The sequence below is a fragment of the Bradyrhizobium sp. dw_411 genome (assembly GCF_018449695.1).
In the GTDB taxonomy this organism is placed as follows: domain Bacteria; phylum Pseudomonadota; class Alphaproteobacteria; order Rhizobiales; family Xanthobacteraceae; genus Bradyrhizobium.
Genome location: NZ_JAAVUY010000003.1, coordinates 1 through 12,710, shown reverse-complemented (window position 1 = coordinate 12,710; position 12,710 = coordinate 1). Strand labels below are relative to the sequence as shown.

12 protein-coding genes and 1 pseudogene are annotated in these 12,710 nt (G+C 62.3%); 2 read left to right on the top strand and 11 right to left on the bottom strand.

The genetic code is table 11. The annotated features are described in order from the left end of the window. Positions 1-6 precede the first annotated feature (6 nt). Positions 7-1,632, top strand: coding sequence for a thiamine pyrophosphate-dependent enzyme (locus HB676_RS05195; protein ID WP_213736630.1), 1,626 nt, complete (start codon positions 7-9; stop codon positions 1,630-1,632). 12 nt (positions 1,633-1,644) lie between these two features. Here HB676_RS05195 and alkB read toward each other — a convergent pair whose 3' ends face one another. From alkB to HB676_RS05140, 11 genes and pseudogenes are all read right to left on the bottom strand, one after another. Beyond that, positions 1,645-2,298, bottom strand: a complete 654-nt coding sequence (gene alkB / locus HB676_RS05190) for a DNA oxidative demethylase AlkB (protein ID WP_213736629.1) — start codon at positions 2,296-2,298, stop codon at positions 1,645-1,647. Between the two features lie 11 nt (positions 2,299-2,309). Next, positions 2,310-3,051 (bottom strand): annotated as a pseudogene (locus HB676_RS05185) (2OG-Fe(II) oxygenase). Positions 3,052-3,210: 159 nt separating this feature from the next. Continuing rightward, positions 3,211-3,897 (bottom strand): DUF2848 family protein, encoded by a 687-nt coding sequence (locus HB676_RS05180; protein WP_213736628.1) that lies wholly within the window; start codon positions 3,895-3,897, stop codon positions 3,211-3,213. Continuing rightward, on the bottom strand, positions 3,890-5,239 hold the full coding sequence (locus tag HB676_RS05175; RefSeq protein ID WP_213736627.1) for an amidase: 1,350 nt from the start codon (positions 5,237-5,239) through the stop codon (positions 3,890-3,892). Before HB676_RS05175 ends, HB676_RS05180 begins: the two co-directional genes overlap by 8 nt. Positions 5,240-5,255: 16 nt before the next feature. Then, complete coding sequence (locus tag HB676_RS05170; protein ID WP_213736626.1) at positions 5,256-5,564, bottom strand: hypothetical protein; 309 nt, start codon at positions 5,562-5,564, stop codon at positions 5,256-5,258. A 4-nt stretch (positions 5,565-5,568) separates the two neighbouring features. Further along, positions 5,569-6,909 (bottom strand): acyclic terpene utilization AtuA family protein, encoded by a 1,341-nt coding sequence (locus HB676_RS05165; protein WP_213736625.1) that lies wholly within the window; start codon positions 6,907-6,909, stop codon positions 5,569-5,571. Beyond that, positions 6,909-7,628 carry an ABC transporter ATP-binding protein gene (locus HB676_RS05160; protein WP_213736624.1) on the bottom strand — a complete coding sequence of 240 codons (720 nt, stop codon included), beginning with the start codon at positions 7,626-7,628 and terminating at the stop codon, positions 6,909-6,911. Before HB676_RS05160 ends, HB676_RS05165 begins: the two co-directional genes overlap by 1 nt. Beyond that, positions 7,618-8,349 (bottom strand): ABC transporter ATP-binding protein, encoded by a 732-nt coding sequence (locus HB676_RS05155; protein ID WP_213736623.1) that lies wholly within the window; start codon positions 8,347-8,349, stop codon positions 7,618-7,620. The genes HB676_RS05160 and HB676_RS05155 overlap by 11 nt, the downstream gene beginning before the upstream one ends. Beyond that, complete coding sequence (locus tag HB676_RS05150; protein ID WP_213736622.1) at positions 8,339-9,259, bottom strand: branched-chain amino acid ABC transporter permease; 921 nt, start codon at positions 9,257-9,259, stop codon at positions 8,339-8,341. Before HB676_RS05150 ends, HB676_RS05155 begins: the two co-directional genes overlap by 11 nt. Then, positions 9,252-10,175 (bottom strand): branched-chain amino acid ABC transporter permease, encoded by a 924-nt coding sequence (locus HB676_RS05145; protein ID WP_213736621.1) that lies wholly within the window; start codon positions 10,173-10,175, stop codon positions 9,252-9,254. The genes HB676_RS05150 and HB676_RS05145 overlap by 8 nt, the downstream gene beginning before the upstream one ends. Before the next feature lie 43 nt (positions 10,176-10,218). Further along, positions 10,219-11,466: an amino acid ABC transporter substrate-binding protein gene (locus HB676_RS05140; protein WP_213736620.1), complete on the bottom strand. Its 1,248-nt coding sequence runs from the start codon at positions 11,464-11,466 to the stop codon at positions 10,219-10,221. 265 nt (positions 11,467-11,731) lie between these two features. Between HB676_RS05140 and HB676_RS05135 the strand changes: the two genes are divergently transcribed. Next, positions 11,732-12,646: an SDR family oxidoreductase gene (locus HB676_RS05135; RefSeq protein ID WP_213736619.1), complete on the top strand. Its 915-nt coding sequence runs from the start codon at positions 11,732-11,734 to the stop codon at positions 12,644-12,646. The last annotated feature ends 64 nt before the right edge of the window (positions 12,647-12,710 follow it).

Here is a 12,710-nt window from a genome sequence, read left to right as displayed (position 1 = left end):
ACGACAATGACCTTGAGCACCGGCGGCGAAGCCATCGTCAGCGGCCTGGTCGCGCATGGCGTCGATACCGTGTTCGGCCTGCCCGGCGCGCAGATTTACGGCCTGTTCGACGCGTTTCATCAGGCGCAGTTGAAAGTCATCGGCGCGCGGCATGAGCAGGCCTGCGGTTACATGGCCTATGGTTATGCGCGATCCACCGGCAGGCCCGGCGTGTTCAGCGTGGTGCCGGGCCCCGGTGTCCTCAACGCCGGTGCAGCGCTTCTGACAGCTTATGGATCGAACGAGCCGGTGCTGTGCCTGACCGGACAGGTGCCGACCGAATTTTTGGGCAAGGGCCGCGGCCATCTGCACGAAATGCCCGATCAACTCGCCACGCTCAGAACTTTCGTGAAATGGGCGGAACGGATCGAATATCCCGACGCCGCGCCCGCGCTGGTGTCGCGCGCGTTCCAGGAAATGCTGTCGGGGCGGCGCGGTCCGGTGTCGTTGGAAATGCCCTGGGATGTATTTACGCAAGCTGCCGAAACCGCGCCTGCAAAACCGTTCGATCTGTTTCCCGCCCCGCTGCCCGATACCGAGCGCGTCAAGGCGGCCGCCGGTTTGATCGCCGGCAGCAAGACGCCGATGATCTTTGTCGGCAGCGGTGCGATCCACGCGCGCGATGAAATTCTGGAACTGGCCGAACTGATCGACGCGCCCGTGGTGGCATTCCGCAGCGGGCGCGGCATCGTCAGCAATGCGCATGAACTGGGATTGACGATGGCGGCGGCTTACAAGCTGTGGCCACAGACCGATCTGATGATCGGCATTGGAACGCGGCTGGAATTGCCGACAATATCGCGTTGGCCGTTTCGGCCCGACGGGCTGAAATCCATTCGTATCGATATCGACCCATCGGAAATGCGACGTTATGCGCCGGATGCCGCCGTGATTTCGGACGCAAAGGCCGGCACCATCGAATTGCTCGCAGCGGTCAGGAAAAATGGCTACACCAAAACGCACGGTCGCCGGGCCGCGATCCGCGACGCTTCGGCGATGGCGGTGAAAGAGATTCAGCGGATTCAGCCGCAGATGGCTTACCTGAATATCCTGCGCGAGGTGCTGCCGGCAAACGCGATCGTGACAGATGAATTGTCGCAGGTCGGCTTTGCCTCTTGGTACGGTTTTCCGATCTACGAGCCGCGCACCTTCATTTCCTCGGGCTATCAGGGCACGCTCGGCTCGGGCTTTCCCACTGCACTCGGCGCCAAGATCGCGCATCCAGACCGGCCGGTGGTCGCGATCACAGGCGATGGCGGCTTCATGTTCGGCGTGCAGGAACTGGCGACCGCAGTGCAATTCAATATCGGCGTGGTCACGCTGGTGTTCAACAACAATGCCTATGGCAATGTGCGGCGCGACCAGCGCGAACGCTTCGGCGGCCGCGTGGTGGCATCCGACCTGGTCAATCCGGATTTCGTCAAGCTCGCGGAATCATTCGGCGTCGGCGCGGCGCGGGTGACTTCACCCGAAGGATTCCGTCCGGTATTGGAAAAGGCGCTGGCGCATGGCGGTCCCTACGTCATCGCCATCGAAGTGCCCAGGGATTCCGAGATCAGCCCGTGGGCGTTCATTCACCCCGCGAAACCGTAATATCTCATTGGACTAGCGCGCCTTGCGGAAGGTGAGATTGATGCGCTGACGGCCCATCAATGGATGCTCGCCATCGGCGAGCGGCGCGACGCCGTGAAAGGCCAGCCGCGCGGGGCCGCCCCATACCGCGACATCGCCATGCTCCAGCCGAAACCGCTGCGTCTTGTCGCTGCGCTTCATGCCGCCGAACAGGAAGATCGCGGGCAGGCCCAGCGAGACCGAAACGATCGGCGCACCCAGATCAAGTTCGTCCTTGTCCTGATGCAGCGACATCCGCGCGCCCGGCACGTAGCGGTTGATCAAACAGACTTCCGGTGCAAATCCGCCAAAGCCGATCTCCGCGGCCGCCTGCCCGGCCAGTGCACGAAACGACGGCGGCATCGGTGGCCACGGCTTTGCCGTTTCGGGATCGTTGGGATCGTAGCGATAGCCGGTGCGATCGGTGACCCAGCCAAAACTGCCGCAATTGGTCATCGCGACCGACATCTGATGGCCGCCCGGCGTATGCATGCGCCGGAACGGCGCCTGCGTCACGATATCGCGCAGCGCCGCGATCAGGTCATCCCCAAACGAAAGCGCGAAACCGCGCAACAATACGGCGCCCTCCGCGATTGATTCCTGCGGAGGCCGCACATCGGGAACGCCAGCAAATAAATCCGCCGTCAAGGCACTAGCACTCACTTCGCGTCGTGAAAGATCACACCAACCGTATGGCGATGGCCGGAACGGATCCGGCTGACGCCGTGGCGCAGGTTAACGCGATAAGATCCGCGCGTCCCCTGCACCGGCCTGACATGCACAGCAAAAGCCACCGCATCGCCTTGCGCCAGCGGCACCACTTCCGGCCGTGACTGCATGCGCGGGCGTTGTTCGGTCAGCACGAACTCGCCGCCGGTGAAATCGCGGCCCGGCTCCGACAACAGGATCGCGACCTGCAACGGGAACACGTGTTCGCCATAGAGGTCCTGATGCAGGCAATTGTAGTCGCCGGCGTCATATTGCAGCAGCAACGGCGTCGGCCTCGCCTGTCCGGCAGCGTTCCAGAAAAGCCGCGTGCTTCTCGGGATACCGGATATCGATCCCCATCGCCTCGTTCCAACGGTTGGCGACGCCGTGCAACTGCGCATACAGCGCCGGACGCAACTCCGCGATCAGTTCGGGCAGCGGATAGGAAAAATATTTGTATTCGCCACGCCCAAAGCCGTGGCGTCCCATCACCACCCGGCTGCGAAAGTGAGCGTCGTCAGGGTAAAGCGCTGAGAGCGCACGGCATTCGTCGACGGTGAGCAGGCTCTTGAGGACGGTGCAGCCATACGCATCGAGATCGCGGCTGGCCTGCGGCCAATCGATGGCCTCGACGCGGGCGGCGATGCCGGATTCAGGTGCGGAGTGGATGGTTTTGCTGGCGGCGGTTTTCATGGCGCCAATTTCGCAAATCGGCGCATCCGGCGCCACCCGATTTCCGGGAAGTCACCATCACCCGTCATTCCGGGGCGATGCGAAGCATCGAACCCGGAATCCCGAGATTCCGGGTCTGGTGCTAACGCACCATCCCGGAATGACGGAAAGATCCACGACCTACCCCAACACCGGCATTTCAACCACATCATAAGCACCGCGAATGACGCGCTTGAGAACCGGATCCTCGAGCTCATATTCGAACCGGCTGGCGGGGCGGATGCCGCCCTTGGCCGCAAAGGTGCCGCCGAACATGGCGCAACCATCCGGCAGCCCCTTGTCGCCGAAGCCACGCTTGATGAGGTCGGCAACCGGCAGCATGCCGTCGAGTTTACCTTCCTGATACAGCACGCGCTTGCCGTCGATCCAGGCGAATGAACGCAGGATCATCTGGTCCCAATGACCGATGACGTCCTCGAGTTCCCACAGCACGGACGCGACGGGCTTGTCGCACATCTGCTTCGATACCGTGACGCCGTAGGCCTCGACCTTGCGGTCGGTATGATCGGAACCGACGCCGACAAAGGTCCGGCCCTGCCAGCCGATCAGCACGAATTCGACCTCGCCGCTGGAATCGCCGCCGCTGCATTCGATGCTGTCGGTGATGACGAGCCGCCGCGCGGAAACGCGGTAATAGATCGGCGTCGACGCCGGCCGCGCGATGCCGATCGCCTCGAGTTCGGCGATGTGCTTGTCGCGCGCGACGGGATCGCGACCGGTCCAGCCGGCGATGACGGCCTGATCGATCGCCAGCGTCAACGGCGTGGTCGTGCCCTGGGCCTCGACTGTGAAAGTAAGATCAAACACGGATGACATCCTCCATTCCGGCCGCAAGTTCAAATATACGGCGATCCGATCCGCCGGACGCCGCGAGCATCAAGCCGACCGGGGCTTCGCCCTCGCGATGCGCGGGCAGTGAAATTGCGCAGCCGTCAATCATGTTGATCAGCGTGCAATTGCGCAGCGATAACAAATTCGCCTTGGCAAAGGCCTTGTCGTCGGCGAGGTCGGCAATGCGCGGCGGCGTGATGGCGGTCGTCGGCATGACCAGCGCATCATATGGCGCGAGACGTGTCGTGGTGCGGGCGATCAAAGACCGGCGCGCGTTGAGCAGATCGATATAGTCCGCGGCGCTGAGGCTTTCGCCGCGCAGGATCCGGCTGGAGACGCGGGGATCGTAGACGTCGCCCTTGCTGGTGAGGAGATAGCGATGCCAGGCGTAGCTCTCCGAAGCCGCAAAGCCGCCCTTGGCGTTCATCACCCCGACATCGAGGAATTCCGGCACGGCAATCCGCTCGATCAGCGCGCCCTGGTGGGAAAGCGTCTCCAGCGCGCGCTCAAAGGTGCGCGCCACTTCGTCCTCGAGTTCGTCGAGAGCGACGGTAGTCGGCACCGCCAGCCGCATGCCCTTGATGGAGCGCGGCTGCAGCGGCCGCACCGGCTCGTCGGCCAGTACGGCATCGAGGACTGCGCAACAACCAACTGAATTCGCGAGCGGCCCAAAACTATCCAGCGTAAACGACAGCGGCACCCCGCCATCGAGCGGCACGCGACGCTGCGTCGGCTTGAAACCGACGATGCCGTTATAGGCGGCCGGGATCCGGCACGAGCCGCCGGTATCGGTGCCGAGCGCGCCATAGGCCATGCCGTCGGCGATCGATACCGCCGCGCCCGACGACGATCCGCCGGGCACGTGACCGACGCTGCGCTGCCAAGCGCTTTTCGGCGTGCCGTAATGCGGGTTGATGCCGATGCCGGAATAGGCGAACTCGGTCATGTTGGTGCGGCCGATCACGACGAAGCCGGCACGGCGCAACCGCGCGACAGCCGTCGCATCAGCCTCCGCCGGGGCTGAGTCCTCAAGCGCGCGCGAGCCGGCGCGGGTTACCTGCCCCTTGATGTCGAACAGATCCTTGATCGAGACGGGAATACCGGCATACGGCGACGGCGCAGCCTTGGCGGCCCGCAAATGGTCCATCGCTTCCGCCGCGGCAATCGCCGCTTCGCGATCGACATGCATGAAGGCCCGGATGCCCTCGCCCGCGGGATCGGCGATCCGGGCGATGCATTCGTCGACCAGCTTGCGGGCGCTGGTGCGGCCGTGTGCGAGATCGTCGGCCAGTGTGGCAAGCGTCGGCTTGTTCTTCATGGTATTCTCGCCTCGATTAATCCGCGTCGATTTCCAGATCGAGCAGCGCCGAACTCAGCGATTTGCCGTGGGCATCGAGCGCCAGCGACCGCGTCACACCGCCGCCGAGCGCGCCGATCATCACGAAATTCAGCGCCGCGATATGGGGCAGCTCATAGCGGACAACCTCGCCCTCGACAACACCGGCAAAGTGTTGCCTGACCCGCGCGCTGGTCACTTGTTCAAGCAGCAGCGGGTAATGCTTTTCGTCGTAGGCGATAACAGAGATATTGGAGGTATCGCCCTTGTCGCCGGTGCGGGAATGGGCGATCTCGCGCAGTTTCATCGCGTCACGCCCCTACAAAGCGGACATGCGGCCGGGCGAGTTCGCGCGGCAGCAGGACCGAGGCCACTGCGACGACATCGCGGGCCGATTTGAAGGCGCCACCGCCGGCGGCGGGGCCGTTGGTGTAGAGCGTTTCGACTTCGTTGCCGATTCGAACCGCTTCGCGCAGATTTTCAGTGCGACCGGCGACGCGGACGCGCACTTCGTAAGGCTCATTCGCATGGGCGGAGACTTCCGCGCCATGCAGCGCGTCGACACCGACCAATTCGAAGCGCAGCTCGCTGGCGGCCACATTGGTCAGCTTTAACCGTTCGCGGACAATCTCCAGCGCCAGCCGTCCGCGCGCCAGCGCGCCGGGACCGGCATAGGAAATCTGGCCCTCGCCGATATAGCTGTCGACATAGCCGACCGAGACTTTCAGCGTATCGGTACGCTGCGTGCCGCGCCCGCCGCTGACCCGCACACGATCCCGGCCGATTTCCTCGACCTTGACGTGTGAAAAATCCGCGACCACGTCGGGCTGGATATAGCGCTCGGGATCGTGCACCTCATAGAGCAATTGCTCCTTGCAGGTCTGCGCCGTCACTGCACCGCCGGAGCCGGCCACCTTGGTGATTACGAGGCTGCCATCCTCCCCGACTTCGCCGATGGGAAAACCGAGCCGCGCCAGATCGGCAACATCCTTGTAGCCGGGATCGGCGAAATAGCCGCCGGTGATCTGCCCGGCGCATTCCAGCAAATGCCCTGCGACAGTGCCCTGCCCCAGCAAATTCCAGTCGTCCATTGCCCAGCCGAACGCGTGAATCATCGGCGCCAGAAACAGCGCGGGATCGGAAGCGCGCCCGGTGATCACGATATCGGCGCCCCTAGTCAGCGCCTCCGCCATCGGCTCGGCGCCTAGATAGGCATTGGCGGACAATAGCCGGTTGCCGAGCTGCCTGATCGAGCCGTCGAACTCCATGATTTTGAGATCGCCGTCCCGGCAGGCCTCGAGCACATCGTCGCCGACAACAGCGGCGATCTTGAGCGAAGACAATCCAAGCGACTTCGCGATCTCCGCGGTCTTGCGGGCCGCCGCGACCGGGTGAGCCGCCCCCATATTGGTCACGATCTTGATGCCCTTGGCGGCACAAATCGGCAGTACCGCGCGCATCCGATCTTCGAGCAGCGGATCGAAGCCGGCATCGGGATTTTTCATTCGCGCCTGCTGCGCCAGCGCGACGGTGCGCTCGCCGAGGCATTCAAACACCAGATATTGGATGTCGCCCTTTTCGGCGAGTTCGACCGCGGGCTCGATGCGATCGCCCGAATAGCCCGCGCCGGATCCAATCCTGATCGTCCGCATCACTTCAGTCCGAAATAAGCGCGCCGCAGCGCCTCGTTGTCGGTCATCTCGGCGACCGTGCCGGAAAACCTGATACGTCCGCCCTCCAGCACGAATACCCGCGTCGCCACTTCGAGAAAGCCGATGTTCTGCTCGGCAATTAAAAGCGCCAGTCCCTTGCCGCGTAAGTCGCTCAGGATGCGAATAACCTCCTTGACGAACAGCGGCGACAGCCCGGCCGAGGGTTCATCCATCACCAACAGCCGCGGTTCGGCGGCAAGCGCTTTGGCGATACCCAGCATCTTGCGCTGGCCGCCGGAGAGGCTGGACGCCGGCGCCCGGCGTTTTTCGCGCAGTGCCGGAAATACGCCGTACATTTCCTCGACGCGGGCGCCGGGATCGGCATGCCCCAGCGCCTGCGCGCCGACCCGGATATTTTCCTCGATCGACAGATCCGGAAAAACCGCGAGTTCCGACATATAGGTCATGCCGAGCTTCATCCGGTCGCTGGACCGCATCCGCGTCAGGTCGTTCTCGCCGAGCTTGATGCTGCCCTGCCGCGCCTCGATCAGGCCCACAAGCGATTTGAGAAAGGTGGTTTTGCCGGCGCCGTTGGCGCCGAGCAACAAGACCGTCTCGCCAGCGCGCACATCGAGATCGACACCCCACAGCACCTGCATGGTGCCATAGCCGGCATCGACAGCACTGGCTTTCAGCAGCGGCGCGTCTTCAGGCGGCATGTTCGCCTCCCAAGAACACTTCGATGACCTGCGGCACCCGCACGGCGACCGCGAGCTTGCCTTCGAAAATCTCCTTGCCGGCATTCATGACAATGACGCGATCGGTGATCTGTTCGATGAAGCCCATCAGATGCTCGACCACGATGATCGCGGTGCCACTCTGCGCCAGCGCCTTGATATGCCCGGCGATCCAGTCGAGCTCCGTCGGATTGAGCCCCGCTGCGAGTTCATCCAGCAGCAACAGCCGCGGACGGGTGGCGAGCGCGCGAACCAGATCGAGCATCTTCTGCTGCGCGTTGTTCAGGTCGGCCGCCGGCCGGTCGGCGACCTCCGTCAGCCGATACTGCTCGAGCAGCGCAGCCATTTCGGGCGGCGTTCCCACAGCGCGTCCATAGGCCAGCGCAACCTCGATATTCTGGCGCACCGTCAGCGACAGAAAAGGTTTCGGAACCTGGAAAGTGCGGTTGACGCCGCGATGAACCAGTTTGTGCGACGCCACCCCACCGATCGAGACGCCATCGAGCACAACCTCGCCACCGTCAGGCGCGTAGAGACCTGAGATCACGTTGATTGCGGTAGTTTTGCCGGAGCCGTTGGGACCGACCAGCCCCAGGATTTCGCCGGACAAGACATGAAAGCTCAATCCATCGAGCGCATGAAAGCCGCCGAAGCGCTTGACCAGTTTCGAGACGTTGAGAATGGGCGCGCTGTCAGGGGACATGCCAACCCCTGCGCGTTGCGAGCGACACCAGGCCCGCGGGAAGAAACAGCACCAGCCCCATGATCAACAGTCCATAGATCAACTGAAAATATTGCGGGGTGGTGAAGCCGATCAGATTGTAGATGCCATAAAGAATGATGACGCCGACGATCGGGCCGCAGATCGTGGCGACGCCGCCAAACAGCGCAAAAACAATTGCGAAGATCGAGAAATCGCCGCTGAACACATTGTCGGGATAGAACACCGACAGGTACCAGGCGTAAACGCCACCGGCGAGACCAGCCACCAGCGCCGAAGCCAGCCACGCGATCACGCGCATCCGCACCACGTCGACGCCGGCCATCGACGCGCTGACCGCGTCTTCCCGCACCGCCTGCAACGCAAGGCCGAAGCGGGAGTTTTTCAGATACACGACCGCACCCAGCGTCAACGCCAGCACGACGAGGGCTGCGGCATAGGCCAGCGTCGGATTGAAGGTCCCGGTCAGCGAGACGCCGTATGGCCCGCGCGTGATATTCTCCAGCGCCGGATTGGCCACGAAGTGAAGCACCGCGAGCGAGGCCGCGAGGTTGGCGATCGCGAAATAGGCGCCGGACAGACGCAGCAGTGGCGTCAGCAACAGCCCAAGTGCGACGCCGACCAGTCCGCCTACGATCACCGCAAGCGCGGCAGGCGCCTGAAAGTGCATCACCATGATCGCAAAACCATAGGCTCCGGCACCGAAGAAGCCGACATAGCCAAACGGCAGATAACCCGTGAAGCCGTAGATGATGTTCACGCCCTGGGCGAGGATCAGGAAGATCACAAAATTGAACAGCAGCAGGTGGTTTTGATAGACGCCCGGCAGCACCGCAAATACGGCGAGTAGCAGCAGAACGATGAACAGCGTGTGTTTGAAGGAGCTAGGCAACGCGCACCCGCCTTCCCAGCAGACCGCTCGGGCGCAGCAGCAGGATGAAGATCAGGAGGACATACGGCAACAGATCGGCCCATGAACTCAGATAAGTCTGCACCAGCATGTAGCAGACGCCGTAAACCACGCCGCCGAGCGCAGTACCCAAGGGATTGCCGAGCGATCCCAGCACCACGATGGCAAACGACGTCACTGTCGCATCGGCGCCGAAAGCCGGCGTCACCGATCCGAACATGAAGGGCGCGAAGATACCGGCCACCGCCGCAAGCCCCAGCCCGACGCCAAAGGCTGCCGCGGAGACGCGATCGACATCGATACCGGTCGCAAAGGCTTCATCGCGTCGCGACATCACCGCGCGGGTCAATGTGCCGAGCCGGGTACGATAGAGATAGAGATAGACCAGCGCGATGGCGATCAGGCTGGTGATCGCGGCGATCACCCATGAGGCCGGAAATCCCTGGCCGAAGATCTGGATCGGCCCACCGCTATCCGGCTTGCCGCCGAACAGTTTGACTTTGATGGTCGAGAATACCGTGCCGAGCGCCCTGCTCTGGATCGAGCGTTCGCTGGTGCCGAAGAAGATCGTCATCACGGCTTCGATCACCTGCGACAGACCGAAGAACAAGATGATCGACAGCATTTCGGGATTTACCGAACCCTGCAGCCGCGGCACCAGCACCCAATAGAGCAGCAAGCCCACCAGCAGAAAGATCACGAACGCCAGCGGTACCGCAAACAGCGGATCGATGCCGACCATCGTCACGACGCCGAATGCGACGAACGCACCGAGCATCAGGAAGTCGCCGTGCGCGAGATTGACGATGCGCATGACGCCGAACACGAGATTGAGACCGATACCGACCAGGCTGAAATAAAGACCGAACAGAACGCCGGCGACGAGCGCATAGATCATCGGCGCTTCACTCCCGGCATCCGTTGTCCGTCCTGTGTCTCACTCATGGACGCGGATAGACCGGTTTGCCCGTGGCGGTTTCGTGCGGATAGAGCGAGATGAACTTGATGTGGCCGTGATCGTCGAGTTCGAGTTGCCCGAGCGGCGTCAACTCGCCGATCTGGCCGCCCATCTCATCGAGCGCGAAGGTCCCGTCGAGCGTCTTGAGTTCGCCAGACAGGCTGAATACGGCGCGGCGCAGCTCAAGCTGATCGAGGCTGGTCGCGACCGACAGCGTCTTCTCGATCACCAGTCCTGTGGTGTAGCCGGCTACGGCATTGAAGCCGAATTCGATCTTGCCGTCGGGGTATTTCTTCTCCCAGGCGGCTTTGTATTCCTTCATGGTCATGCCGAAATTGACCGGATATTCGATCTCGGAGGGCGGCACATAGGTAAAGACGTGCTCAAGGCCTTTTTCGCCGACATTTTTTTCCAGAAGCTCGGTCTCAAGGCCGGCATAAATGCAAAACAGCATTTTGAATTTGACGCCGACATCCGCGACATTGCGCAGGAATGCGATGTCGTTCGGCGCATAGCCGAAATGGATCACCGCGTCCGGCTGCGTATTGTTGATGTTATTGATGATGACGGTGTAGTTCGTGGTCTCGGTCGGAATGCCCTGATCGTAGACGATCTCGATCGGCGCGCCGGAATCCTTGACGAATTTGCGGAACGCGTTCGCCTGGGTACCGGTGAATTCGTTGGTCGAGTAGAGAATCGCAATCTTCTTGATCCCAAGCCCCGGCCCGTCATGCGACACGAAATCCGCAACCGGCTTCGGCCAGATCGTCGAGACCGGGTCCGCCATCAGCGCGATGTAAGGGTTGTCCTTGGAAAAAAAGCTGGCGCCGGTTCCGGTCTGATCGAACAGGAAAACCTTGCGGTCGCGCGCGATGGCGACCGCGGGAGCGGTCAGGACCGAGCCGGAATCCGCGACCAGGAGATCGACCTTGTCCTGCGTGATCAACTGATTATAGAGCGTTGAAGCGGTCGCGGTGTTGCTCTGGTCGTCATAGGCGATGAGCTTGACCGGAATTTTCTTGTCGAACGCCTTCACATAGGCGCCGCCCTCGGCATTTTTCTGGTCGGCCCAGAGCTTGAGCGCGCTGAAAACCGGCATCGAAATCGACGCATAGCGGCCGGATGACGCATAGAGCGTGCCGATCTTGATCTCCGCCGGCGCATCCGCGGCAAAGGCCTGTGTGGCCAATGTCACGCCCGCAAGCACCAGCGCGCCCGTCATCCTCAGCATAAAATCCTCCCGGTATTTTTTTCGTTCCGGCGGACAATAGCGCGGGCGGTCGCCGGGATACAAGCACTCCGGCCTCATCCATTGTGCGCGGGCCGGAATACGCCGCATGCAGCGGGCCGGCTGGACCGTTGACGCTGGACCATCCAATGTCACCACTAAGACTTTCGTCATTCCGGGGCGCGCGAAAGCGCGAACCCGGAATCTCGAGATTCCGGGTCTGGTGCTACGCACCATCCCGGAATGACGGAACAGACAGGAGGCTTTCATGACCAAATCACTCCAGGACAAAGTGATCATCGTGACCGGCGCCGGGCGCGGCATCGGGCGCGAAATCGCGCTGTTATGCGCGGCCGAGGGCGCCAAGGTCGTGGTCAACGATCCCGGCGTCGCCGCGGACGGATCGGGAACCAGTGCTGCGCCGGCAGATGAAGTGGTCGAGGAAATCAAGAAACGCGGCGGGAGCGCGGTCGCAAATTTCGAGACCGTTGCCGAGGCGATTCCCGCCAGCAAGATCGTCAAGACCGCCATCGACAGCTACGGCAAGCTCGACGGCGTGGTCAACAATGCCGGCATCCTGCGCGATGCGATCTTCCATCGCATGAGCATCGACGCGTTCGAGTCCGTCATCAAGGTGCATCTGATGGGCTCGTTCTACGTTTCGCATGCCGCCGCGAGATTATTCCGCGAGCAGGAAAGCGGCGCGTTCGTGCACTTCACCTCGACCTCGGGTCTGGTCGGCAATTTCGGCCAGGCCAATTACGCCGCGGCCAAGCTCGGCATTGTCGGACTGTCGAAATCGATCGCGCTCGACATGGAGCGCTTCAATGTGCGTTCCAATTGCGTCTCGCCGTTCGCCTGGAGCCGGATGATCGGGACCATCCCGACCGAAACCGAGGCCGAGAAGGCGCGCGTCGCGAAACTTCAGCAGATGGGACCGGAAAAGATCGCGCCGGTCTGTGCATTCCTGCTCAGCGACGCCGCCAAGGACGTGACCGGACAGATCTTTGCAGTGCGCATGAACGAGATTTTCCTGATGAGCCAGTCGCGGCCATTGCGCTCGATCCATCGCGCCGAAGGCTGGACGACGCAGAGCCTCGCCGAGCACGGCATGCCTGCATTGAAATCGTCGTTCTACAAGCTCGACCGCTCGGCGGATATTTTCAACTGGGATGCGATTTAGTTAATCGCAGACCTCATGGTGAGGAGCGCGTCTTCGCGCGTCTCGAACCATGGAAATTTGCAGC

Excerpts from the sequence above, each read along its gene's own strand:
- HB676_RS05135 (WP_213736619.1), top strand. The coding sequence starts at position 11,732 with ATGACCAAATCACTCCAGGACAAAGTGATCATCGTGACCGGCGCCGGG.
- HB676_RS05195 (WP_213736630.1), top strand. The coding sequence starts at position 7 with ATGACCTTGAGCACCGGCGGCGAAGCCATCGTCAGCGGCCTGGTCGCG.
- HB676_RS05155 (WP_213736623.1), bottom strand. The coding sequence starts at position 8,349 with ATGTCCCCTGACAGCGCGCCCATTCTCAACGTCTCGAAACTGGTCAAG.
- HB676_RS05165 (WP_213736625.1), bottom strand. The coding sequence starts at position 6,909 with ATGCGGACGATCAGGATTGGATCCGGCGCGGGCTATTCGGGCGATCGC.
- HB676_RS05170 (WP_213736626.1), bottom strand. The coding sequence starts at position 5,564 with ATGAAACTGCGCGAGATCGCCCATTCCCGCACCGGCGACAAGGGCGAT.
- HB676_RS05145 (WP_213736621.1), bottom strand. The coding sequence starts at position 10,175 with ATGATCTATGCGCTCGTCGCCGGCGTTCTGTTCGGTCTTTATTTCAGC.
- HB676_RS05160 (WP_213736624.1), bottom strand. The coding sequence starts at position 7,628 with ATGCCGCCTGAAGACGCGCCGCTGCTGAAAGCCAGTGCTGTCGATGCC.
- HB676_RS05175 (WP_213736627.1), bottom strand. The coding sequence starts at position 5,239 with ATGAAGAACAAGCCGACGCTTGCCACACTGGCCGACGATCTCGCACAC.
- HB676_RS05140 (WP_213736620.1), bottom strand. The coding sequence starts at position 11,466 with ATGCTGAGGATGACGGGCGCGCTGGTGCTTGCGGGCGTGACATTGGCC.